Origin of the sequence: Pseudomonas paracarnis, from assembly GCF_904063055.1 — a bacterium.
Taxonomy (GTDB): domain Bacteria; phylum Pseudomonadota; class Gammaproteobacteria; order Pseudomonadales; family Pseudomonadaceae; genus Aquipseudomonas; species Aquipseudomonas paracarnis.
The window spans coordinates 171,701-193,454 of the sequence record NZ_CAJFCN010000007.1 but is presented as its reverse complement, the minus strand read 5'-3'; the positions used below and the strand labels follow the sequence as shown (position 1 = coordinate 193,454).

General features: G+C 60.1%; 21 protein-coding genes. 9 read left to right on the top strand and 12 right to left on the bottom strand.

What is annotated here, in order from left to right; genetic code table 11:
- Positions 1–116: 116 nt before the first annotated feature.
- Positions 117–3,086: a membrane-targeted effector domain-containing toxin gene (locus JMV15_RS17025; protein ID WP_063613469.1), complete on the top strand. Its 2,970-nt coding sequence runs from the start codon at positions 117–119 to the stop codon at positions 3,084–3,086.
- Positions 3,087–3,114: 28 nt separating this feature from the next.
- Here the strand turns inward: JMV15_RS17025 and JMV15_RS17020 are convergent, their stop codons facing one another.
- The 4 genes from JMV15_RS17020 to JMV15_RS17005 form a co-directional block, all read right to left on the bottom strand.
- On the bottom strand, positions 3,115–5,298 hold the full coding sequence (locus JMV15_RS17020) for a xanthine dehydrogenase family protein molybdopterin-binding subunit (RefSeq protein ID WP_038451580.1): 2,184 nt from the start codon (positions 5,296–5,298) through the stop codon (positions 3,115–3,117).
- Positions 5,295–6,284 carry an FAD binding domain-containing protein gene (locus JMV15_RS17015; protein WP_020301733.1) on the bottom strand — a complete coding sequence of 330 codons (990 nt, stop codon included), beginning with the start codon at positions 6,282–6,284 and terminating at the stop codon, positions 5,295–5,297. The genes JMV15_RS17020 and JMV15_RS17015 overlap by 4 nt, the downstream gene beginning before the upstream one ends.
- Positions 6,281–6,805 (bottom strand): (2Fe-2S)-binding protein, encoded by a 525-nt coding sequence (locus JMV15_RS17010; protein ID WP_019818032.1) that lies wholly within the window; start codon positions 6,803–6,805, stop codon positions 6,281–6,283. The genes JMV15_RS17015 and JMV15_RS17010 overlap by 4 nt, the downstream gene beginning before the upstream one ends.
- A 96-nt stretch (positions 6,806–6,901) precedes the next feature.
- The gene (locus JMV15_RS17005; RefSeq protein ID WP_032904795.1) at positions 6,902–7,348 is read right to left on the bottom strand and encodes a DUF4879 domain-containing protein; all 447 of its coding nucleotides are present in this window, start codon (positions 7,346–7,348) and stop codon (positions 6,902–6,904) included.
- A gap of 188 nt (positions 7,349–7,536) precedes the next feature.
- Between JMV15_RS17005 and JMV15_RS17000 the strand changes: the two genes are divergently transcribed.
- Both JMV15_RS17000 and trmA read left to right on the top strand, forming a co-directional pair.
- Complete coding sequence (locus JMV15_RS17000) at positions 7,537–8,832, top strand: NCS2 family permease (protein WP_038451583.1); 1,296 nt, start codon at positions 7,537–7,539, stop codon at positions 8,830–8,832.
- The gene (gene trmA, locus JMV15_RS16995) at positions 8,829–9,908 is read left to right on the top strand and encodes a tRNA (uridine(54)-C5)-methyltransferase TrmA (RefSeq protein ID WP_032904164.1); all 1,080 of its coding nucleotides are present in this window, start codon (positions 8,829–8,831) and stop codon (positions 9,906–9,908) included. Before JMV15_RS17000 ends, trmA begins: the two co-directional genes overlap by 4 nt.
- 55 nt (positions 9,909–9,963) lie before the next feature.
- Here the strand turns inward: trmA and JMV15_RS16990 are convergent, their stop codons facing one another.
- The 3 genes from JMV15_RS16990 to JMV15_RS16980 form a co-directional block, all read right to left on the bottom strand.
- Complete coding sequence (locus JMV15_RS16990) at positions 9,964–10,431, bottom strand: DUF2442 domain-containing protein (protein ID WP_038451586.1); 468 nt, start codon at positions 10,429–10,431, stop codon at positions 9,964–9,966.
- The gene (locus JMV15_RS16985) at positions 10,428–10,856 is read right to left on the bottom strand and encodes a DUF4160 domain-containing protein (RefSeq protein ID WP_038451588.1); all 429 of its coding nucleotides are present in this window, start codon (positions 10,854–10,856) and stop codon (positions 10,428–10,430) included. The genes JMV15_RS16990 and JMV15_RS16985 overlap by 4 nt, the downstream gene beginning before the upstream one ends.
- A gap of 84 nt (positions 10,857–10,940) precedes the next feature.
- Positions 10,941–11,168, bottom strand: a complete 228-nt coding sequence (locus JMV15_RS16980) for a hypothetical protein (protein WP_155766222.1) — start codon at positions 11,166–11,168, stop codon at positions 10,941–10,943.
- A 39-nt stretch (positions 11,169–11,207) separates the two neighbouring features.
- Between JMV15_RS16980 and aroQ the strand changes: the two genes are divergently transcribed.
- Both aroQ and JMV15_RS16970 read left to right on the top strand, forming a co-directional pair.
- Positions 11,208–11,654, top strand: a complete 447-nt coding sequence (gene aroQ, locus JMV15_RS16975) for a type II 3-dehydroquinate dehydratase (protein WP_019818037.1) — start codon at positions 11,208–11,210, stop codon at positions 11,652–11,654.
- Entirely contained in the window at positions 11,654–12,502 is an 849-nt protein-coding gene (locus JMV15_RS16970; protein ID WP_038451591.1) for a shikimate dehydrogenase, read from the top strand. The genes aroQ and JMV15_RS16970 overlap by 1 nt, the downstream gene beginning before the upstream one ends.
- Before the next feature lie 53 nt (positions 12,503–12,555).
- Here the strand turns inward: JMV15_RS16970 and JMV15_RS16965 are convergent, their stop codons facing one another.
- Together JMV15_RS16965 and quiC are read right to left on the bottom strand one after the other, a co-directional pair.
- The gene (locus JMV15_RS16965; protein ID WP_014720036.1) at positions 12,556–13,221 is read right to left on the bottom strand and encodes a TetR/AcrR family transcriptional regulator; all 666 of its coding nucleotides are present in this window, start codon (positions 13,219–13,221) and stop codon (positions 12,556–12,558) included.
- A 77-nt stretch (positions 13,222–13,298) separates the two neighbouring features.
- Positions 13,299–15,200 (bottom strand): 3-dehydroshikimate dehydratase QuiC, encoded by a 1,902-nt coding sequence (gene quiC, locus JMV15_RS16960; protein WP_038451593.1) that lies wholly within the window; start codon positions 15,198–15,200, stop codon positions 13,299–13,301.
- A gap of 226 nt (positions 15,201–15,426) precedes the next feature.
- On the opposite strand from quiC, the gene JMV15_RS16955 reads away from it, so the two are divergent.
- On the top strand, positions 15,427–16,761 hold the full coding sequence (locus JMV15_RS16955; RefSeq protein WP_032904159.1) for an MFS transporter: 1,335 nt from the start codon (positions 15,427–15,429) through the stop codon (positions 16,759–16,761).
- A gap of 1 nt (position 16,762) precedes the next feature.
- Here JMV15_RS16955 and JMV15_RS16950 read toward each other — a convergent pair whose 3' ends face one another.
- Entirely contained in the window at positions 16,763–17,641 is an 879-nt protein-coding gene (locus tag JMV15_RS16950; RefSeq protein ID WP_003194370.1) for a DMT family transporter, read from the bottom strand.
- Positions 17,642–17,840: 199 nt separating this feature from the next.
- On the opposite strand from JMV15_RS16950, the gene JMV15_RS16945 reads away from it, so the two are divergent.
- From JMV15_RS16945 to JMV15_RS16935, 3 genes are read left to right on the top strand one after another with little or no spacing between them, the layout of a single operon-like run.
- Complete coding sequence (locus JMV15_RS16945; protein ID WP_014720039.1) at positions 17,841–18,254, top strand: lipoprotein; 414 nt, start codon at positions 17,841–17,843, stop codon at positions 18,252–18,254.
- A gap of 45 nt (positions 18,255–18,299) precedes the next feature.
- Complete coding sequence (ypfJ, locus tag JMV15_RS16940) at positions 18,300–19,187, top strand: KPN_02809 family neutral zinc metallopeptidase (RefSeq protein ID WP_014720040.1); 888 nt, start codon at positions 18,300–18,302, stop codon at positions 19,185–19,187.
- On the top strand, positions 19,188–20,162 hold the full coding sequence (locus JMV15_RS16935) for a lipoprotein (protein WP_038451597.1): 975 nt from the start codon (positions 19,188–19,190) through the stop codon (positions 20,160–20,162).
- A 132-nt stretch (positions 20,163–20,294) separates the two neighbouring features.
- Here the strand turns inward: JMV15_RS16935 and JMV15_RS16930 are convergent, their stop codons facing one another.
- Positions 20,295–20,882, bottom strand: coding sequence for an HAD family hydrolase (locus JMV15_RS16930; RefSeq protein ID WP_014720042.1), 588 nt, complete (start codon positions 20,880–20,882; stop codon positions 20,295–20,297).
- Complete coding sequence (gene tesB, locus JMV15_RS16925; RefSeq protein ID WP_038451600.1) at positions 20,879–21,748, bottom strand: acyl-CoA thioesterase II; 870 nt, start codon at positions 21,746–21,748, stop codon at positions 20,879–20,881. Before tesB ends, JMV15_RS16930 begins: the two co-directional genes overlap by 4 nt.
- Positions 21,749–21,754: the final 6 nt, after the last annotated feature.

Sequence of the window (21,754 nt, the reverse complement as noted above, 5' to 3'; positions counted from 1 at the left end):
AAGTAGGAACCAAGCCGATCCCAAAGGTTGCAAAGAGCTACACAGCCAATGGAACTTTACCTACAGCATCACCACTCAGGGGCTACCTAGTTCAGTCATAAAACCTGAGGTTTTTCATGCTAGTCGGCTCCCCTCGCCCTAACACCTACCCCGCACTGCCCGAGCCTGCTTCGGCAAATGTTGGTCAGCGCCAGAAACGCTCAATCGATTCCAGTCCACCTCAAAAACAGGAACTAGTGAAGGAGACCGTGCCAGACCCAGACTCAGGCAATGGATATACTCAAATCACTGTTAACCCTGATCCGGGCAAAAGCGTCGGGGTGGGGCAGAAAGCCCCCGCGACCGTCGACCTTGGCCCAAACACCAGCGTCGACCCAGTCACACAAAAGATAAGTGACGACTTCAAAAGCGTTCAACAAGAAGCCTCGATTTACCTGAAGAACAAATTTGCCGAGATGGCGGCCAAAGCCAAGACCCCTGCCGAAAAAGAAAAGTGGGATATAGATCCCGATAACACCTACATAGTGACGTACGACTACAACACCCAGGGTGAAAGACCTTATCCCGCGAAAATCATCAAGCGCATCTCATTGACCGAGGCACTCATTACCAACGATCAGGACGTACCAAAGGGTAATGGTTACCCAGTCGCTTTCTACCCAGGCGGCCCTGAGGTCATCGTTAAGCCTGAATTAAAAACGCATACACCTGGCATCTTGAGCTTCAGCCGGTTCAACCCCTACACTGAAAAGGCTGACACTACCCATACCTTTCAAGGCATTTACCGAGAGTCCGCCGAAGAACCTGCACTGGTTTACAACGCAGGAAACCAGAGTGCGCTCACTCCCGATGAGTTCAGGAAAATGATTTGGAAGGCGGACTATAAAAAGCCTTACGATCAATTCCTGAATGAGTTCTGGAACCAGAACGAGAAAAACTATCCGTTACTCTCCAAAGCGTCTCTGATCAAGGCCGCCAAAACCCAGCATCAAGAGCACAGCCTCACTAAGGACGCCCACGACTTGGTCATGCGGGCCCTCGGTTTGTCAGGCGAAGAGACCGCCTGGCCGGACATCAAACTTGAAGACCTGCAAAAAAAACCTCCAAAAGATCCCAACATCGAAATGGGGATGCTGAAAGTCGGAAACTTTCAATCTACCGATCTTATGTACATCACGGACAAAAAGGTCAGATACGATGCCAACGGCAACAAGCTTCCACCCCTGACGCTTTTGTACATACCCGGAAACTCTTCCCCCATTCACACTTTCAACAGCCAGGCTGAAATGAAGGCATGGTTCGCCAAGCAGATGGCCGATCCCGTGAAGCGCGAAGCGATGGTCGCGCACTTCCCCCTCAAAGATAAACCTAACGGCTATGCGCAAGCAGGCACAGAAGAGACGCTGACCGGGCTCGGTACCTGGCCTGAAAAGCGCGAGACCCCGGGAGGGTTATTGTCCTATGACCATCGGGCGTTCAGCGGTTACTGGGACCCACAAAACTACATTAAGGCAGAACCCAGCCATTCGCCCTTCGACGAACTCACAAAGCGTCAGAAAGACCGATCTTATGCAGATGCTGCCGTGGATATCACCAGTGACAGCGACGTCACCAAGAAAAATATTCTCTCTGGTTTTGAAAAGGCTACAAAAGTAGCGATGTTCCTGACTCCACTGGCTTTCGCGATGCCTGAAGTGGGACTGGCATTGGATGCGTTCTATCTGGCCAGCGGAGCCACCAATACGGGTATTGGTATCGATGACAAAATACATGGCAAACCGACTGGCAACCAACGAATCATATTCGGCGTGTTCAATGCCGCAACTGTGGCGATACCGCGTATCGTAAAGGCTGGCAAAGCGGGGGAAGGTGCCGTTAACGAACTCAAGGCGCCTACGGTAAAACCCGGCGAGGCACCTTCGCCCCCCCACTACCCGCCAGATACCGCCCCCCCTGTAGGGGCCGGCGAATCGACAGTCAATCGTCTACGTCCATCTCAATGGAAGGACATCAGCAGCCATGTGGTACCAGAGGGTGAGCAACTGATCTCAGGCGTTACCCCAAACGCCAAAGGCATCTATCAAATCAAGGGGCCCAACGGCGAAGACCGATGGATGATCCGAATAACCGATGACGCAGGAAACAGCCAAGTACATGAGATCGACGGCCGGTTTAAGCTCAGTGATGGTTATGCCCAGATCATTGACCCATTGACCAAAAAACCTGTGATGACCGTGCAGGCCACTGCGCAGGGAGAGTGGACGCCGATCAATGGGCCTGGGGGGATAAAATTCCCTTGGCAATCAGGAAGCTCTCGAACGCAGCCATTTGATCCCGGCGCTTACGACTATCCCCGCGAGGGGGAAGCCTCTTCATCAGAAGCGTCCGGGAAAGTAGATAAACGGCTGAAGCAAGATGCAGATCACTACCTAAAAAAAGCAAAACCGAAAACGATGCCCATTCATTCGGACCTGCCATCCAACACACCGCCCAAAGAAGTCATCAATTCCGTACTCCAAAAATCACCCGGTATGATTTTTGGCGAAGACCATACGCAATCGGCGGTGTTGCGAGTGCTTATGGATGAAGCGCCTACATTCAAAGCCAATAATGTGAGCCTGCTGTATTCAGAGGGCTTTGAACACTCTTTGCAGCCAGACCTTGATAGGTTTTTCGAGACGGGTGAGTTTTCTCAAGCATTGAGGGAACGGTTGAGGTTAATTGACCGCGCGCATGTCGCCCATGAGCCCTACACCAATAAAAATCTTCTTCTGACGATGCGAAAATATGGCATTCGAGTTAAAGCAATTGACGTGCCCTCGGTGGAGCCCATCGCCAGGCGTATTAAAAACATGAACTATTATGCGGCCAACGTGATCGAGCAAGATCAAGCTGCCGCCCCCCGAACAAAATGGATTGCACGGGTCGGCAGCTACCATGTGTTTAAGTATAAAGATGTTCAAGGCCTCGATACACTGACAGGCGCAACAGGGGTTACTGTGGACAACGCGCCTGCGAATGTCTCAACCTCTGTCGTTCAATCCCGAGACAAAACGCAGATCTATATTGACCTCGCAGAGCGTTGAAAATGTGCAACCCCTTAAGGGGGCTGTGTCAGAGCACCTTATCCAGCGTTACAGGGAACTCCCGCACCCGCTTGCCGGTGGCATGGTGAATCGCATTCGCCACCGCCGCCGCCACGCCGACGATACCGATCTCCCCTACGCCCTTGGAACCCAGCGCATTGACCACCTCGTCGTGTTCTTCGACAAACAGCACGTCAATCTCGCCGATATCGGCGTTAACCGGGATGTGGTATTCGGCCAGGCTGTGGTTCATGTAGCGTCCCAATTGGTGGTCGACCTGAGTCTCTTCATGCAGCGCCATGCCAATGCCCCATACCACGCCGCCGAGGATCTGGCTGCGGGCCATCTTCGGGTTGACCACGCGCCCGGCGGCTACCGCGCTGACCACACGGCTGACCTTGATGGTGCCCAGGTCTTCATCGACGCGCACTTCGACGAACACCGCCGAGTGGGTAGCGCTGGCATAGCTCTCGCGCTTCTTGTCGGGCTCGCTGTCGACCTGTACCTGCAAGGCTTCTTCACCGCTGTCCTTGACCAGTTGCGCCAACGACACACTCACGTCACCGCTCTGTAGCTGGCCGTCTTCAAACCGAATGGAATCGGCATCCTTAAATACCGGGTAAGTCTGCCGGGCGATCTCCAGCAACTTGGCATTGAGCGCTTCGCACGCTTGCTGCACGGCGGTGCCGACGGAAGACACGGTAAACGAACCGCCCTGCAACGGCGCCGTGGGCAATGACGAATCCCCCAGCAGAAAGCTGATATCGGCCATCGCCACGCCACTGGTTTGAGAGGCAATCTGGGTCATAACTGTGTAGGTGCCCGTGCCGATGTCCGTGGTGGCACTGCTCACGGTGAGTTTGCCGTTGCTATCGATGCGGGCCTTGGCGCTGGCTTTCATCTGCATGGCTTCCCACACCCCACCGGCCATGCCCCAGCCGATTAGTTGGCGGCCGTCACGCATGCTGCGCGGTTCCGGGTTGCGCTGGCTCCAGCCGAAACGTTCGGCGCCTTCGCTGTAGCACTCGCGCAGGGCCTTGCTCGACCAGGGTTTGTCTTCGTTCTGGTTGCGTTCGGCGTAGTTGATCAGGCGCAATTGCACCGGATCGATGGCCAGGGCGCAGGCCAGTTCGTCCATGGCACACTCCAGGCCGATCACGCCCAGTGCCGCACCGGGCGCGCGCATATCCAGCGGAGTAAAGACGTCCAGCGGCACCAGCTTGTAGGTCAATTGCACGTTGTCGCAGTGATAGAGCATGCCGCTCCACTCCACCACGTGCTCGCTGAAATCCTCAAAGCGCGAGGTCTGGCCAATCGCGGTATGCCCCAGCGCCAGCAAGCGACCATTGGCGGCGGCGCCCATCTGCAAACGCTGCAAGGTGCGCGGGCGATAGCCGAAGGTAAACATCTGCTGGCGCGTCAGGGTGACGCGCACCGAGCGTTTGAGCGCCATGGCCGCCATCACCGCGAGCGGCAATTGGTATTGCGGGCGCAAGCCCGAACCGAAGGCGCCCCCGACAAAGGCAGCGAAGATGCGCACCTGGTTCTTATCCAGGCCGAAGACTTTTTGCACATAGGCCTGGCAGTTCTGCGGGCCCTGGGTCTTGTCGTGAATATGCAGGGTGCCGTCGGGCTGATACAGCACGGTGCTGGCGTGGGGCTCCATCGGGTTGTGGTGCTCGATGGGCGTGCTGTAGTGCAAGTCCAGACTGATTGCGGCACCGGCCCATTCAGCCTCGAAGTTGCCTCGCGGTTTGGGTGGGGTCTGGGGCGACGGGTGCGCCGCCGCTTGCTGGGTGAGCAGGTCGGTTTCGAAGGCTTCAGGCGCGTAGTCGATCTGCACCAGCGAGCCAGCGTGCCGCGCCAGTTCGAGGTTATCGGCAATCACCAAGGCCAGGGGCTGGCCACTGTAGAGTACGCGGTCGTTATACAGCGGGCGAAAAGGCGAGCCATCGGCCGCATCGGCATCGGCGAACGCCTCATCATAGCTGGCGATCTTCGGCCGATTGAGGTGATGGATCACGTCCACCACACCCGGCAACGCCAACGCCTTGGACGCATCGATGCGCAGCACTCGGCCTTTGGCGATCGTGCTCGACACCACGCTGCCATGCAGCAGGCCGTCCTCGGGAAATTCACCGGCGTAGCGTGCTTGGCCGGTGACCTTGAGCAGACCGTCGACACGGTCCAGGGGTTTACCGATGGCGCTCATGGCTGTTCTCCTGCGACGGCGGCGTCGCTCAGGGCACGAATGATTGCGCGTCGCGCCAGCTTGACCTTGAAGCCGTTGTGTTCCAACGGTTCGGCGTCTTGCAGCAGGGCGTCGGCGGCGGCGCTGAAGGTTTCGCGGCTGACCGTGCGGCCGATCAGCAAGGCTTCCACTGCGCGGTCACGCCAGGGTTTATGCGCCACACCGCCGAGGGCCAGGCGGGCGTCGATGATTTCATCACCGTCCAGCTCCAAGGCGGCGGCCACCGAAACCAGGGCGAAGGCATAGGAGGCACGGTCGCGGATCTTCAGGTAGTGGCTGTGGCGGGCCAAGTGATCGGCGGGCAGTTCAATCGCGGTGATCAGCTCATCGTCGGCCAACTGGTTGTCACGTTGCGGCGCATCGCCTGGCAAGCGATGGAAGTCGGCGAACTCGATCACCCGCGCGCCGCCGCGTCCTTCTACATGCACCCGCGCCGCAAGCGCCGCCAGGGCCACGCACATGTCCGAAGGATGGGTGGCCACGCACTGTTCACTGGCGCCGAGGATCGCATGGATACGGTTCAAACCGTTGCGCGCCGGGCAGCCGCTGCCGGGCTGGCGCTTGTTGCACGGCACCGCGGCGTCGTAAAAGTAATAGCAACGGGTGCGCTGTAACAGGTTGCCGCCGGTACTGGCCATGTTACGTAACTGCGGCGACGCCCCGGCGAGGATGGCCTGGGACAGCAACGGGTAACGCTGCTCAATGAGCGGGTGCCAGGCTAGGTCGGCGTTGCTAACCAACGCACCAATGCGCAGGCCGCCCTCGGCGGTCTCTTGAATGTCATGCAGCGGCAAGCCGGTGATGTCGATCAGATGCTCGGGATGGCTGATGTTTTCCTTCATCAGATCCAGCAGGTTGGTGCCACCGGCGATAAAGCGCGAGGCGGCGCTGCTCATCTGAACGGCCTGCTGCACATCGGTCGGCCTGCTGTAGTGGAAGGGGTTCATGATTCACCTCCCTGGCGACGGCATGCCGGCAGCGCGTCTTCGATGGCATCGCGGATGTTGTTGTAGGCGCCGCAGCGGCACAGGTTGCCGCTCATCAATTCCTGTATCTGCGCACGGTCGTGGGCGCGGCCTTCATTGGCCAGGCCCACGGCAGAACAGATCTGGCCGGGGGTGCAATAGCCGCACTGGAACGCGTCGTGCTGGATAAAGGCCTGTTGCATGGGGTGCAGTTGGTCGCCGTCAGCCAGGCCTTCGATGGTGGTCAATTCGGCGCCGTCGCACATCACGGCCAGGGTCAGGCAGGCATTCACGCGTTTACCGTCACGCAACACGGTGCAGGCGCCGCACTGGCCGTGGTCGCAGCCTTTTTTGCTGCCCACCAGGTCCAACTGCTCACGCAGCAAGTCCAGCAAGGTGGTCCAGGGCAACACGTTCAGTTGGCGAGCCTGGCCGTTGAGTGTCAGGCGTATCGGGTGGGCAACGAACGGCTGGGCCGCCGCGCCATGGGGGGTCGCGCTCATAAACACCTCACGGGTTGGTGTACATCCGCGGCGTTCAGGAAAATCGCCGTCTTAGGGGTACGACTTCCGGGTGTTTTGAGCGTTCAAGATGATTGATCAGCGGATATTGAGCTGGGCTTTCAGGGTGTTTTGCGGTGGGTTGATCGAGGTATTGGTGAATTCGAACCAGCCCTGGGCCTGGACGTTCAGGTCGAACACATAGATGTAGCCCATCAAGGTGCCCACGCCGTTGCACGCCTCACTGATGTTGCCGACCTGGCACACCGCTGTGCGTTGCCCATTCAACTCTGCGCCGTTAAAGCGGCCCATGGGGCTGTTGCCCAGGCCGACTTCCATCACCGAGACCTGGGTGGGCCCGCGGTGCTCGCACATCTGGGTGGTGTTGACCCGCTCCGGGATCGCTTCGCTGCAGTCGGCCGATTCCACCTTGAACACCCGCACCTCGCTCAAGGCCGGTGCAGTCGCGCCCCACGCCGGTGCTGCGCCCAGCCACAGGCCGATACTGGCGATCAGAGCTAGACTCCACGGGTTGGCTTTTTTCATGCTGTCGATGACCGGCTGTTGAACGTCGGCGCAGTATGCCTCAAGCCCATGCGCCACACAGCCTCGGCTGCTGGTATGATGCGCCGCTTTTTCCGATCCTCTCTGAAACCACAAGCGTTTGGCGCAGTTTGTGCTTTGACTTAGAGGTCAACAAATCACGACGCACACTAGCGTCACAGGGAGCCGGCATGCTGGAAAAGCTGTTTCAACTCAAAGCCCACAACACCAATGTGCGCACCGAGATTCTCGCGGGGATCACCACCTTCCTGGCCATGGCCTACATCCTGTTCGTGAACCCGAGCATCCTCGGCGAGACCGGCATGGACAAGGGCGCGGTGTTTGTCGCCACCTGCCTGGCGGCGGCCATCGGTTCGACCGTGATGGGCCTGATCGCCAACTACCCGATTGCCCTGGCACCGGGCATGGGCCTCAACGCCTTCTTCACCTACACCGTGGTCCTGCACATGGGCCACACCTGGCAGGTGGCGCTGGGCGCGGTATTCATTTCGGCGGTGCTGTTTTTCTTGCTGTCGATCTTCCGCATTCGTGAGTGGATCATCAACGCCATCCCCCTGCCGCTGCGCTCGGCGATTGCCGCCGGCATCGGCCTGTTCCTGGCGCTGATCGCCCTGCATAACGCCGGTATCGTGGTGAGCAACCCGGCCACCATGGTGGGCCTGGGCGACCTGAAACAACCGGCGCCGATCCTGGCCACCCTGGGTTTCGTGCTGATCGTCGCGCTGGAAGCCCTGGCCGTACGCGGCGCGGTGCTGATCGGCATCCTGGCGGTGACCGTCGCCTCCATCGTTCTGGGCTTCACGCCGTTCATCGGTGTGACCTCAGTACCGCCGTCCCTGGCGCCGACCTTCCTGCATCTGGATATCAAGGGCGCGCTGGACATCGGCCTGGTCAGCGTGATCTTCGCCTTCCTGTTCGTTGACCTGTTCGACAACTCCGGCACCCTGATCGGCGTCGCCAAGCGCGCCGGCCTGATGGGCAAGGACGGCCATATGCCGAAAATGGGCCGTGCACTGATCGCCGACAGTACCGCTGCCATGGCCGGTTCCCTGCTGGGTACCTCGACCACCACCAGCTACATCGAATCGGCCGCAGGCGTGAGCGCCGGTGGCCGTACCGGCTTGACCGCCATCGTGGTCGCGATCCTGTTTTTGCTGGCGCTGTTCTTCTCGCCATTGGCCGCCAGCGTACCGGCCTATGCCACCGCGCCAGCCTTGCTGTTTGTGGCGGTGCTGATGAGCCAAGGCCTGGCCGAAATCGACTGGGACGACATTACGGTGGCAGCGCCGGTGGTGATCACCGCCCTGGCGATGCCCTTCACTTACTCCATCGCCAACGGCATCGCCTTCGGTTTCATCGCCTGGACCGCCATCAAGCTGCTTTCGGGCCGCTACCGTGAGCTGAACCCGGCACTGGTGATCCTGTCGATCCTGTTTGTGATCAAGCTGGGCTGGTTCAACGCATGACTTTCGACGCCGCAAGCTACACCGCTCAACTGCAAGACAAGGTCACGCGCCTGCGTGACCTGCTCGCACCGTTCGACGCGCCCGAGCCGCAGGTCTTCGACTCGCCGCTGCAGCACTTCCGCCTGCGCGCGGAGTTCCGCCTGTGGCGCGAAGGCGGCGAGCGCCACTACGCGATGTTCTCCCAGGAGGACAAGCGCACGCCGATCCTCATCGAAGAGTTCCCCATCGCCAGCCAGCGCATCAACCAGTTGATGCCGCAACTCAAGGCCGCCTGGCAAGCCAGCGCCGCCCTGAGCCACAAGCTGTTCCAGGTGGAGTTCCTCACCACCCTGGCCGGCGACGCGATGATCACCCTGTGTTATCACCGCCCGCTGGACGAACATTGGCACACCGCCGCGAACACATTGGCCGCTGAGCTGAATGTGAGCATCATCGGCCGTTCCAAGGGCAAGCGCGATGTGATCGGCCACGACTACGTGGTGGAGAAACTCGACGTCGGTGGGCGCACCTTCAGCTACCGCCAACCCGAAGGCGCGTTCACCCAGCCCAACGGCACGGTGAACCAGAAGATGCTCAACTGGGCCTACGAAGCGCTGGGCGATCGCCCGGACGATTTGCTGGAGCTGTATTGCGGCAACGGCAACTTCACCCTGCCGCTGGCGACCCGCGTGCGCAAGGTGCTGGCCACCGAGATCAGCAAGACCTCGGTGAATGCGGCCCTGAGCAACCTGGATGAAAATGGCGTGGATAACGTCACCCTGGTGCGCCTCTCCGCCGAAGAACTCACCCAAGCCCTGAATGACGTGCGCCCGTTCCGCCGCCTGCACGGCATCGACCTGAAAAGCTACGAATTCGGTAGCGTCTTCGTCGACCCGCCCCGCGCTGGCATGGACCCGGACACCTGCGAGCTGACCCGGCGCTTCGACAACATCCTGTACATCTCCTGCAACCCGGAGACGCTGGCGGCGAACATCGCGCAACTGCACGACACGCACCGGATCACCCAGTGTGCAATGTTTGACCAGTTCCCGTGGACGCACCATATGGAGTCGGGTGTGTTGCTGACCCGCCGATAAATCTGCGGGTTGTAGCAGCGAGCTTGCTCGCTCCTACAGTTCCCCTGTTGGTTATTCAAGTGTCTGTTTTCTCTGGGGGCTGCGGTACTTCGTTGCGTGGCCGCCCCCCCTTCTTGCCATTGGCCCGGGCCGCTGCGGTCTTGGCCGCGCTGCTTTTGCGACCATTGCGCGATGCCACCAGGCTGGTTGCCAGGTCCATCAGCGGCTGGCTTGTAGCGATCAAACCAGTGATCGAAACATCCAGGTCCTGCGCTTCACAGCTAATCGCCTTGCCTCCGAAAGTCACTTCCAACTGCTGGAAATCCTTCTCTGAAAACCCTTCGAACTCCGGCAGGCCAGCCACCGGCAACACAACGCGGCTGCCATCGCTGAAGCCAATGGAGAGGCAATCGTTTTCATAACGTACGTTACTGGCGTTGGCGTACAGGCGTTTCAACCTGCGTCCTCGGGCGATTGCCTTGTCAACGTCGGCTTCAGTGAGAGGTACATAAGGTGTGACTTTGGCTTTTATGATCTTTCTCATAAATCGATCTCCACAAAACCTGGGGCTCTGACCAGATTCAAAATTGTTTTCTGCCCTACGACATCGTGTCGGGCACGTGCAATCACGTAAACACCACGCTGAATGACCAATCCAGGAATGAGTTCATCCGTTTCCCAATTCCAGGAATGATTCTCCAGGCAAACCGTCTGCAGTTTTTCCCACCAGATCCTGCGTGCCCGCGCCAAGTAGTGCCGCTGCATGATCGTCGCGCGTATTTCCTTCAGTACCGCCATGGGTGGCCGTCTGCGTTCAGGCTCTACATCCCACAACTCAACTTCCCCATCCAGGAAACTGAAACGAAACCGCGCATCCCATCCCTTGCCCCTGACATGCACATGGGGCGGGCAATGCTCATCCCTGATAAACACCGAAATGACATAGCCTTTGTAAGCACCTACTCTCATCGTAACCCATCCGTTAGGTTATTTTCCGTCAGGTAACAATTTCCCTCTGCCACCCGACAACCGGCTCCTATTCCCGAAGCTGTTTCACAGATTAGTAAGCACAAAAAACCCGGCGAATGCCGGGTTGTAACCAGGGATGCCAACAACTGGAACGACCCGGCCAATGCTCGAAAGTCCGCCTCGTTCAGCAACCTCGCGCAATACTTCAACCGAATGCCCATCAGCCGGTAATCCAGCAATTGCACTGATTAAACGTTCGATCACCGAACAGATCCGCAGCCATCCATTGACCAAATTAACCAACCAGTACATTTTGACTCCACAACCAATAAGAACTGTGGAGAAGCTTCTATGCCGCCCATCGTGCTGGTGCTCAACGGCCCCAATCTCAACCTGCTCGGCACCCGCGAGCCTGCCACTTATGGCCATGAAACCCTGGCCGACATTGCCGCCCTGTGTGGTCGCAGCGCCGACAAGCTCGGGCTGAAGATCGAGTTTCGCCAGACCAACCACGAGGGCGAATTGCTTGACTGGATCCACGGCGCCCGCAACCGCTGCGCGGGTATTGTGATCAACCCGGCGGCCTGGACTCACACTTCGGTCGCGATCCGCGATGCCCTGGTGGCCAGTGAAGTGCCAGTGATCGAAGTGCATTTATCCAACGTGCATGCCCGTGAAGCCTTTCGTCATCACTCGTTTGTGTCACCGATCGCTCAGGCCGTGCTGGCCGGGTTTGGCAGCCATGGCTACCACCTGGCCCTGGAACATTTCAGCCTGACGCTGAAGGGACGCACGTAATGAAACCACGCATTCTCGCTGGCCTGATCGGCGCCGGCATCCAGGCCTCACGCACACCGGCACTGCATGAGCAGGAAGGCGACACCCAAGGCTTGCGCTACCTGTATCGCCTGATCGACCTGGAGCCGCTGCACCTGGACCTCAAAGCCCTGCCGGAATTACTACGGGCCGCTGAGTTGATGCACTTCACCGGTTTGAACATTACTTACCCGTGCAAGCAGGCGATTCTGCCGTTGCTCGATGAGCTCTCCGATGAGGCCAGGGGTATTGGTGCGGTCAACACCGTGGTGTTCAAGGGCGGCAAACGCATCGGTCATAACACCGACTGCCTGGGGTTCGTCGAAGGCTTTCGGCGCAACTTGCACAACGTGCCGCGCCAACGCGTGGTGCAGATGGGCGCCGGTGGTGCGGGCGCGGCAGTGGCCCATGCACTGTTGGCAGAAGGCGTGGAGTACTTGAGCATCTTCGATGTCGACCGCACTCGCGCCCAGGACCTTGTGGATAACCTTGCCCAGCAGTTCGGCACCGGTCGCGCTCAGGTCGGCAGCCACTTGGAAAACGCCATGGCCGAGGCCGATGGCCTGGTGAACACCACGCCGATGGGCATGGCCAAGCTGCCCGGCACGCCTGTGCCTGCGGCGTTGTTGCGGGCTGAATTGTGGGTGGCGGAAATTGTGTACTTCCCGCTGGAAACCCAACTGCTGCGCGACGCGCGCGCCTTGGGTTGCCGTACCCTGGATGGCGGCAATATGGCGGTGTTTCAGGCGGTGAAGGCATTTGAGTTGTTCAGCGGCGAAGTGGCGGATGCAGACAGAATGCTGGCGCACTTCCAGAGCATGAATGTCTAGGGATGCAGCCCCATCATGATCGTTCCCACGCTCTGCGTGGGAACGATCAGTTCTCAGGCTTGCAGGTAGCGCAGCACCGACTCGCAAATCATTTCCCGATGGCGCTGCTTGATCGCCTCATCCGACAGTTCGATCTGGAAAATCTCGCTGAAGGTGTGCCGGTTGGACACCCGGTAGAAACTGAACGAGTTGATCAGCAAGTGCACATCCAGCGGCTCCAGCCCTTCGCGAAACAGCCCCAACTCAGCCCCGCGGCGCAGGGTCTCCCCCAACCCTTCCAGGATTTTGCTGTTCATCGCCTTGATGGTCTCGGTGCGTTTGACGTACTCGGCGTTGTGGATGTTTTCGATGCTGACGATGCGCACGAAATCCACGTTCTGGTCGTGGTGATCAAAGGTGAATTCCACCAGCCGGCGAATCGCCTCACGCGGCTCCAGGGCGGTGAGGTTCATGCGCGTTTCGGTGTTGCGGATATCACCGTAGAGCTTCTCCAGCACCTCGACGTATAGCTGCTCCTTGCTGCCGAAGTAGTAATAGATCATGCGCTTGGAGGTGTGAATGCGCTCGGCGATGGCGTCTACGCGAGCGCCGGCCAGGCCCTGTTGAACAAACTCGACAATGGCTTCCTGGAGAATATTCTCCCGGGTCTTTTCCGGATTGTTCTTGCGACTCTTGCGCGGTGCGTCAGCTACCGCGGGGAGATCGGGACTCGAGGTCATGGTGCGCTCACGGCCATTGTTGTGCAGGCGCTGATTATGGGCCGCGGCGCTCCCCGAAGGAAGCACCTGCCTTGCGGTTATAGCCGAGCCTGGCGTACCGCCCCACTGCGCGACTTGGCCATCGCCGCCAGACGCACCGCCACGTTGGCAGCGCCGTAGCCGGCATAGCCATTCTTGCGCTGGATGATCTCGAAGAAAAACCGCCCCTCGAACGCCTCGGTGTACACATGAAACAACTCACCGCCCTGGGCGTCGCGGTCGTACAGCACGTTGTAATACGCCAACTCACTGAGGAACTCCTCGTCGAAATCGAAGCGTGCCGCCAGGTCGTCGTAATAGTTGAGCGGGATATCCAGCAACGGCACACCGGCTTCTTTGGCCCGGCGTACCTCGGCGAAAATATCCGCGCAATCGAAGGCAATGTGGTGCACGCCCGAACCGCGATAGCTGGAGAGCGCGTGGGAAATCGCGGTGTTGCGGTTTTCGGAGATGTTCAGCGGCAGACGGATCGAGCTGCAGCGGCTACGCAACGCACGGCTTTTCACCAGGCCGTAAGGGTCGGGCAGCACCACTTCATCGTCGGCTTCAAAATCCAGCAGGCTCTTATAAAACAATACCCAACTGTCGAGGCTGTCGGCCGGCAAGGCCATGGCCATGTGGTCGATGCGCAACAAGCCGCCGCTGGCGGGTGTGGCCGCCTGCAGGTTGAAATCGGTGTCGTACAGCCCGCCTTCGCTGGGATCGACCAGGTAAATCAGGCTGCCATCCGGTGCACGCACGGCGGCCAATTCCAGCTCGTTGGGGCCGACCAGGCCGCGATAAGGCTGGCCCTTGTAGGCCACCGCCCGCTCCAGGGCCTTGGCACTGTCCTTGACCCGAATTGCCGTGGCGCACAGCGACGGGCCGTGGGCCTCGAAAAAGTTGTGGGCGAAGGAATAGGGTTCGCAGTTGAGGATCAGATTGATATCGCCCTGGCGCAACAGGCTTACATTCTTCGAGCGATGCTGGCCGGCCTTGGCAAACCCCAGGCGTTCCAGCCAATTGCTCAGTTTGGCGCCAAGGCTTTCATCCACGGCAAATTCGAGGAATTCGATCCCGTCGTACTCGCTGGCCGCCGGGGTTTCAAACAGGATGTCCACTGGCGCAGCGGGTGCCTCTTGCGCCAGGCGCTGGCGGGTTTTTTCCTCGAGGTACAGCAACGAGCGCAAGCCATCTGCCGCATTCGCACGAGTGGGCGCGGCGCGGAAGCCATCGTTGAAAATTTCCAGGGACAAGGGCCCGGTGTAGCCACTTTGGATGATCGGCGCGAGAAAGTCCGCCAGGTCAAATTCGCCCTGGCCGGGGAAGCAACGGAAATGCCGGCTCCACTCCAGCACATCCATGGCCAGGATCGGCGCGTCGGCCATTTGCACAAAGAAAATCTTGTCGCCGGGGATCTGGGCGATGCCACTCGGGTCGCCCTTGAGCGACAAGGTGTGGAAGCTGTCGAGCAACACGCCCAGGCTTGGGTGATCGACCTGGCGCACCAGGTTCCATACCTGCTGCCAGGTGTTCACATGCTTGCCCCAGGCCAACGCTTCATAGCCGATGCGCAGGCCGCGCTTGGCCGCGTGTTCGGCCAGCAGGCTCAGGTCATCGAGCAGAATGCGTTCGTCACCCACGCTGTCGGCCGAGGCGTTACTGCACACCAGCACCAGGTCGGTGCCTAGCTCTTGCATCAGATCGAATTTGCGTTCGGCGCGCTCCAGGTTGCGCGCCAGGCGATCACGGCGGCAGCCTTCGAAGTCGCGAAACGGCTGGAACAGGGTGATGGCGATGCCGAGGTCGGCACACATCTGCCTAACTTCCCGAGGGCTGCCGTCGTAATACAACAAGTCGTTCTCAAAGATCTCCACCCCATCAAACCCGGCGGCGGCGATGGCTTCGAGTTTTTCCGGCAGGGTGCCGCTCAAGGACACAGTGGCGATAGAACGTTGCATGGAAGACTCCCGGCAATTGTTGTTTGTGGCAAATTATTCGCCCCCAGCCTACAGGCAGCAATTAAAATGTACGAACCGGTTAGTTTTTGGTGCGATTATCGAACACTAAGCCCCTTTGGCGAATTGACGACTTTTTAACCACTGCGCACCATCGACCGGGCAATTCGCTCACGTAACAAAGACCCAGAACACACCATAAGAATTTCAAAAAACGGGTACAAACCTCATGCCTCTGCAAAATTCAGCCCTGGCCGCGCGCCCGGGCAACCCGCACGCCGGCATCGGCGACAAGATCCGCGGTGCCCTGGCCGTGGGTAAAACGCGCTGGGGCATGCTGGCCCTGGTGTTCTTTGCCACCACCTTGAACTACATCGACCGCGCCGCCCTGGGCGTGATGCAACCGATCCTCGCCAAGGAAATGAGCTGGACGGCGATGGACTACGCCAACATCAACTTCTGGTTCCAGGTCGGCTACGCCATCGGCTTTGTGCTGCAAGGCCGCCTGATTGACCGGGTCGGCGTCAAGCGCGTGTTCTTCTGCGCCGTGCTGCTGTGGAGCCTGGCCACCGGCGCCCATGGCCTGGCCACCTCGGCGGTCGGCTTTATGGTCTGCCGGTTTATCCTCGGGCTGACCGAAGCCGCCAACTACCCGGCCTGCGTCAAGACCACACGCTTGTGGTTCCCGGCGGGTGAACGGGCAGTGGCCACCGGCATCTTCAACGCCGGCACCAACGTCGGCGCGATGATGACGCCCATGCTGCTGCCGTTGATCCTGCACGTGTGGGGCTGGCAGGCAGCGTTCCTGTGCATGTCGGCACTGGGCGGTATCTGGCTGGTGCTCTGGGGCTTGAAGTACTACAACCCGGAAGAGCACCCCACGGTTAAACAATCCGAATTGGACTACGTGCAACAGGAAGTCGAACCGGAACAACCCCGCGTGCCGTTCAGCCGCATCCTGCGCATGCGTGGCACCTGGGCCTTCGCCCTCGCCTACTCGCTGACCGCGCCGGTGTTCTGGTTCTACCTGTATTGGCTGCCGCCGTTCTTGAATCAGCAATACAACCTGGGCATCAACGTGACCCAGATGGGCATTCCGCTGATCATCATTTACCTCACCGCCGACTTTGGCAGCGTCGGGGGCGGGATCCTGTCGTCATTCCTGATTGGCCGTGGGATGAACTCGATCAAGGCGCGGCTGTTGTCGATGCTGCTGTTCGCCTGCTGCATCGTCGGCGTGATCATGGCGGCCGGCTCCAGCCAGCTGTGGGTCGCGGTGTTTGCCATCTCCCTGGCCATCGGCGCGCACCAGGCCTGGACCGCCAACATCTGGAGCCTGGTGATGGACTACACGCCCAAGCACATGATGAGCACGGTGTTCGGTTTCGGCGGCATGTGCGCGGCCATCGGCGGCATGTTCATGACCCAGATCGTCGGCCATATCCTCACGGTGACCAACAACAACTACACGGTGTTGTTCACCCTGATCCCGGCGATGTACTTCATCGCACTGGTGTGGATGTACTTCATGGCGCCGCGCAAGATCCCTACCGTAGACGTTTGATCTACCTGCGCCGCTGCTGCCAGGCAGCGGCCAACCCGCTCATGCAGATCACCCCGATACCCACCACCGTGGTCATATCGGGGGTATGGCTGAACACTAGCCAGCCCAACAACCCCGCAAACACGATCTGGCAATAGCCAAACGGCGCCAGCAAGGCCGGCGCCGCGAAGCGGAACGCCTGGGTGAGCATCAGGTGCGCGGTCATCCCGCAGGTGCCCAGCGCCAGCATCATCACCGCGTGCCACAGCGTCGGCACTTGCCAGAAGAACGGCACCATTGCACTCATCACCAAGGTGTTGCACAGGCCGGCGAAGAAGTTGCTGGTGGTCGGGCTGTCGTATTGGCTGAGGATGCGCGTGAGCAACTGGTAGAAGCAGAAGAACAGCGCCGAACACAGCGGCAGCAACACCGCCGGGGTAAACAGCTCGCCGCCGGGGTGGATAATGATCACCACGCCGATAAACCCGCAGATCACCGCTAGCCACTGGCCTCGGGTCACGTGCTCACCGAGCAACGGCACCGACAGCGCCGTCACCAGGATCGGCGCCAGGAAGTTCACCGCTGTAGCTTCGGCCAGCGGGATGTAATGCAGCGCCGTGGTGAAGAACAGGCTGGTGCCCAACAGGCATAACGCCCGCACCACCTGCATGCCCGGCCGCTTGCTGCGCAACACGCGCAGGCCCGATTGCGGCAGAAAGATCCCGGCCATCAGCAAGGTGTGCACCATGTACCGCGCCCACACCACCATCACGATCGGGTAAAACCCGGCCAGGTATTTGGACAAGGCGTCGTGGCTGGAGAACAGGAACGTCGCCAGCACAATCAGCAGGATGCCTTTGAACGGATGGTTGACGCCGGAGAGCGGGGTACTGACAGTCATTGAATTCTCTTGTGTGGCGAGCGGGACGCTGAGCGCTGAACCAAGTCGCGCTCAACCCGGTAATCTAGCAGCCGGGCCGGAGTCTGCCCCAAGAGCATAACCAAACACCGGGCGAACAGCGCACTAAATCGGTGGATTCGAGTCCAACGCTGCACGCTTGCCCCGGCGTTGCACACTTTTTAACCAAGGCCTTGCCGCTATGAAAAAAATTCTCTTTGCCCTGTCTGCCCTCGCCCTGCTCGCCGCCTGCGATAAAACCCCGAAAGAAGCCCCCAAGCCCGCGCCGGCTTCCGTGCAAGCGACCCTGGTGCCCGAGACTCCGCCGACCGATAAATGGGTAGGCAAGTGGGTCGGTGTCGAAGGCTTGCACCTGACCATCGCCAAGGACGACAGCATTGGCCGTGGCCACTACCTGCTGACCATGCAATACGGCCTCGACGCCGATGACGCCGGCACCTTCAAAGGTGAGGCCACCGAAGACGGCATCGCCTTCATCCGCCCCGACGGCCCGCAGTTGTTGCGCGCTGGCGACGGCGCCGCCACCGGCTTGAAATGGCTGGCAGATAAAAAAGACTGCCTGATCGTCGCCACTGGCGAAGGCTATTGCCGTTAATACCGACCATAATCAATCACGGTTTGCACACAGAGGATTGCTCCCATGCTATGGAAAAAAGGCCGACGCAGCGACAACGTGGTGGATGCCCGTAACGACAGTGGTGGCGGCGGTGGCGGTATGCGCTTCGGCGGCGGCAAGGGCCTGAGCCTCACGGCCATCGTGCTGATCGTTGGCATTGGCTGGCTGACCGGCCAGGACCCGATGCAGATTCTTGGTCAATTGACCGGCCAGATGGAACAGGCGCCATCGGTCAGTACCCAGCCGCGTCAAGCGCCGCCAGCCAACGATGAGCAAGCCGACTTTGTGCGCGCTGTGCTGGGCGATACCGAAGACACCTGGGGCCAAGTGTTCCAGGAAAATGGGCTGGCCTATAAGAACCCGAAACTGATCCTGTTCCGTGGCCGGGTGAACTCAGCCTGTGGTGGCGCCACCTCGGCCAGCGGCCCGTTCTACTGCCCGGCTGACCAGCAGGTGTACTTGGACCTGGATTTCTTCCGGGAAATGTCGCAACGCTTCCAGGCCGCCGGTGATTTCGCCCAGGCCTACGTGATCGCCCACGAAATCGGGCACCACGTACAAACGTTGCTGGGCATCTCGTCCAAGATCCAGGCGGCGCGCCAACAGGGCCGGCAGATGGAAGGCGACGGTGGCCTGCTGGTTCGCCAGGAGCTGCAAGCCGACTGCTTTGCCGGCGTGTGGGCCAACCATGCGCAAAAACGTCTGAACTGGCTGGAACCCGGCGATATCGAAGAAGCCCTGAACGCAGCCAATGCCATCGGCGATGACCGCTTGCAGCAACAAGGCCAGGGGCGCGTGGTACCAGACTCGTTCACCCACGGCACCTCGGCCCAGCGCGTGCGCTGGTTCAAGACCGGCTTCGCCCAGGGCCAGATCACTCAATGCGATACCTTCGCGGCCAAGAGTCTCTAAATGATCAAACGATGGGGGTTACTGCTGGGTGTGCTCGTGTCCTGTTGCACCTTCGCAGCCGAACACGGCGTCAAGGTGGTCAGCCCCGATCGCTTTCATCTGGAGGCCGGCGACCTCAGCCTGGGCCTGAGCCAGGATTGGCGCGAACCATTGCCCAAGGTCACACGCGCATTGATCATCGTGCATGGCCGCCTGCGCAATGCACAAACCTACCTGCAAAGCGGCATCGACGCCGCCGAGCATGCCGGGGTGGGCGGTACTACGCTGGTGATCGCGCCGCAGTTTCTCAATCAAGCCGACGTGAAGCGCAATCACCTGGGCCACGAGGTGGTGCGTTGGATGGGTAACGACTGGATGGCCGGCGAAGCGTCCACCGGCCCAGGGCAGATCAGCTCTTATGGCGCTCTGGACCAGATCATCAAGCACTTGGGCAACCACCAACTGTTCCCGGCGTTGAAAGAAATCGTGGTCGCCGGGCATTCCGGTGGCGGCCAAGTGGTGCAGCGCTTCGCCCTCACCGGCCACGACCACCCGTTGCTGAACTCCGAGGGCATCCGCCTGCGGTATGTGGTGGCTAACCCGTCGTCCTATGCGTACTTCAGCCCGCAGCGCCCGGTGACGTTCGACATCGCCAATTGCCCAGGCTTTAACGACTGGAAGTACGGCATGCAAAACCTGCCGGATTACGTGGGGGGCCGAGGTGCCCAGCAACTGGAACAAGACTACGTCTCACGCGACATCACTTACCTGTTGGGCCAGCAGGACACCGACCCCAACCACCCAGCATTGGATAAAAGCTGCGAAGCCGAAACCCAGGGTGCGTATCGGCTGATGCGTGGCCACAACTATTTTGACTACCTCAAGCAGCGGCATCCGCAGTTAGGCCACCGGCTGGTAGAAGTGCCAGGGGTGGGGCATGACGGGGATAAGATGTTTACCTCGCCAGAGGGAGAAAAGGTACTGTTCGCCCAGTAGCACCTGAAGGAACCCCATCAAAATGTGGGAGCTGGCTTGCCTGCGATGACGGACTGTCAGTTGATAAAGTGTCAGCTGACCCACCGCTATCGCAGGCAAGCCAGCTCCCACATTTGCTCTCTGTCGCCCGGCTTAGATCATTCGGCGCAGCGCCGCACAATCCTCGGCATGCCAATCCGCCAATTCCGGCCAAGGGTTCTCCGGCAAGTTCACCAACACCGTCTTGGTGCCCGCTGCCCGACCACAATCCAGGTCAAAGCGGTAATCCCCGACCATCACCATGTCGCGGGGTGCTACGTCCCAAGCCGCCGCCAGTTTCAGCAACCCACCGGGATCCGGCTTGTGCGGCGCATCATCGCGCCCCAGCACATCCTCAATCGCAAAGCAGTCCGCCAGGCCTATCGCCTCCAGGGTGATATGGGCCAGCTCCCGCGCATTGCGGGTCAGGATCCCCAGGCGGTAACCGCGCCCGGCCAATTCCTGTACCAGCTCCACCGCGCCCTGCGCCGCCACCGAACCCAGGGCCAGCTCGCGCTCGTGCTCCAGCAACCAGGCGTGCTTGGCGGCTGCAACCGGCGCAGGCAAGGCCGCCAGGTGCGTGAGGATGTCGTCTTCAGGTGGAATGTCCAGCGCCACGCGGATAGCGGCAAAATCATGCACGGCCACCGTGAGGGTGCCGTCCATGTCGAACACCCAGTGCCTAACGTCGCCGAGGCTCATGCCCAATCCTTGCGATGGCGGATCAAACCTTCCTGGGTCACCGACGCCACCAGTTGCCCGGCGCGGTTGTACACGCTGCCCCGGGAGAACCCCCTGGAGTTGCCAGCCCACGGGCTGTCCATGGCGTACAACAACCAGTCATCGGCTCGCAGGTCGGCGTGGAACCACAGCGCGTGATCGAGGCTGGCGACCTGCATGTCTTTCTGCCACACGGTCTTGCCATGGGGCAGCAGCGAGGTGGTCAGCAGGCCAAAGTCCGAGGCATAGGCCAACAGGTATTTATGCAACGCCGGTGTGTCCGCCAAGGCACCGTCGGCACGAAACCACACGTACTTGACCGGGTCGGACGGCTGCGGGTTGAACGGGTCTTTTTCGGTGACCGGGCGCACTTCGATGGGCTTGGGGCACAGCAGCTTGTCGCGCATGTGCTCGGGGATCAGGTGCGCACGTTGCTGGGTCAGCTCCAGTTCCGACGGCAGGTTTTCCGGGCCCACTACCACCGGCATGGTGGTCTGGTGCTGGAAGCCTTGTTCGTCGTACTGGAACGAGGTCGTGCAGGTGAAGATCGGATTGCCCTTTTGAATCGCGGTGACACGACGCGTGCTGAAACTGCCACCATCGCGCACGCGGTCCACCGAATACACCACCGGCAACGCGGCATCGCCAGGGCGCAGGAAATAACCGTGCAGGGAATGTACATGCCGCGCTTCTTCTACGGTCTGGCTGGCCGCCGACAGCGACTGGCCGAGCACTTGGCCGCCGAACAGCTGGCGAAAGCCCAGGTCCTGGCTGCGGCCGCGAAAGAGGTTCTCCTCGATCGGCTCCAGGGTCAGCAAGTCCACCAGATCTTCCAATACTTGGCTCATAGAGCA

What these genes read in the sequence shown, in the direction of transcription:
- JMV15_RS17000 (WP_038451583.1), top strand. Translation starts at nt 7,537, where the DNA reads ATGCTGGAAAAGCTGTTTCAACTCAAAGCCCACAACACCAATGTGCGC.
- JMV15_RS17005 (WP_032904795.1), bottom strand. Translation starts at nt 7,348, where the DNA reads ATGAAAAAAGCCAACCCGTGGAGTCTAGCTCTGATCGCCAGTATCGGC.
- tesB (WP_038451600.1), bottom strand. Translation starts at nt 21,748, where the DNA reads ATGAGCCAAGTATTGGAAGATCTGGTGGACTTGCTGACCCTGGAGCCG.
- JMV15_RS16955 (WP_032904159.1), top strand. Translation starts at nt 15,427, where the DNA reads ATGCCTCTGCAAAATTCAGCCCTGGCCGCGCGCCCGGGCAACCCGCAC.
- JMV15_RS16980 (WP_155766222.1), bottom strand. Translation starts at nt 11,168, where the DNA reads ATGTACTGGTTGGTTAATTTGGTCAATGGATGGCTGCGGATCTGTTCG.
- ypfJ (WP_014720040.1), top strand. Translation starts at nt 18,300, where the DNA reads ATGCTATGGAAAAAAGGCCGACGCAGCGACAACGTGGTGGATGCCCGT.
- JMV15_RS16945 (WP_014720039.1), top strand. Translation starts at nt 17,841, where the DNA reads ATGAAAAAAATTCTCTTTGCCCTGTCTGCCCTCGCCCTGCTCGCCGCC.
- JMV15_RS17020 (WP_038451580.1), bottom strand. Translation starts at nt 5,298, where the DNA reads ATGAGCGCCATCGGTAAACCCCTGGACCGTGTCGACGGTCTGCTCAAG.
- JMV15_RS16985 (WP_038451588.1), bottom strand. Translation starts at nt 10,856, where the DNA reads ATGAGAGTAGGTGCTTACAAAGGCTATGTCATTTCGGTGTTTATCAGG.
- quiC (WP_038451593.1), bottom strand. Translation starts at nt 15,200, where the DNA reads ATGCAACGTTCTATCGCCACTGTGTCCTTGAGCGGCACCCTGCCGGAA.
- JMV15_RS17010 (WP_019818032.1), bottom strand. Translation starts at nt 6,805, where the DNA reads ATGAGCGCGACCCCCCATGGCGCGGCGGCCCAGCCGTTCGTTGCCCAC.
- aroQ (WP_019818037.1), top strand. Translation starts at nt 11,208, where the DNA reads ATGCCGCCCATCGTGCTGGTGCTCAACGGCCCCAATCTCAACCTGCTC.
- JMV15_RS16990 (WP_038451586.1), bottom strand. Translation starts at nt 10,431, where the DNA reads ATGAGAAAGATCATAAAAGCCAAAGTCACACCTTATGTACCTCTCACT.
- JMV15_RS16970 (WP_038451591.1), top strand. Translation starts at nt 11,654, where the DNA reads ATGAAACCACGCATTCTCGCTGGCCTGATCGGCGCCGGCATCCAGGCC.
- JMV15_RS16935 (WP_038451597.1), top strand. Translation starts at nt 19,188, where the DNA reads ATGATCAAACGATGGGGGTTACTGCTGGGTGTGCTCGTGTCCTGTTGC.
- JMV15_RS16930 (WP_014720042.1), bottom strand. Translation starts at nt 20,882, where the DNA reads ATGAGCCTCGGCGACGTTAGGCACTGGGTGTTCGACATGGACGGCACC.
- JMV15_RS16950 (WP_003194370.1), bottom strand. Translation starts at nt 17,641, where the DNA reads ATGACTGTCAGTACCCCGCTCTCCGGCGTCAACCATCCGTTCAAAGGC.
- JMV15_RS17025 (WP_063613469.1), top strand. Translation starts at nt 117, where the DNA reads ATGCTAGTCGGCTCCCCTCGCCCTAACACCTACCCCGCACTGCCCGAG.
- trmA (WP_032904164.1), top strand. Translation starts at nt 8,829, where the DNA reads ATGACTTTCGACGCCGCAAGCTACACCGCTCAACTGCAAGACAAGGTC.
- JMV15_RS16965 (WP_014720036.1), bottom strand. Translation starts at nt 13,221, where the DNA reads ATGACCTCGAGTCCCGATCTCCCCGCGGTAGCTGACGCACCGCGCAAG.
- JMV15_RS17015 (WP_020301733.1), bottom strand. Translation starts at nt 6,284, where the DNA reads ATGAACCCCTTCCACTACAGCAGGCCGACCGATGTGCAGCAGGCCGTT.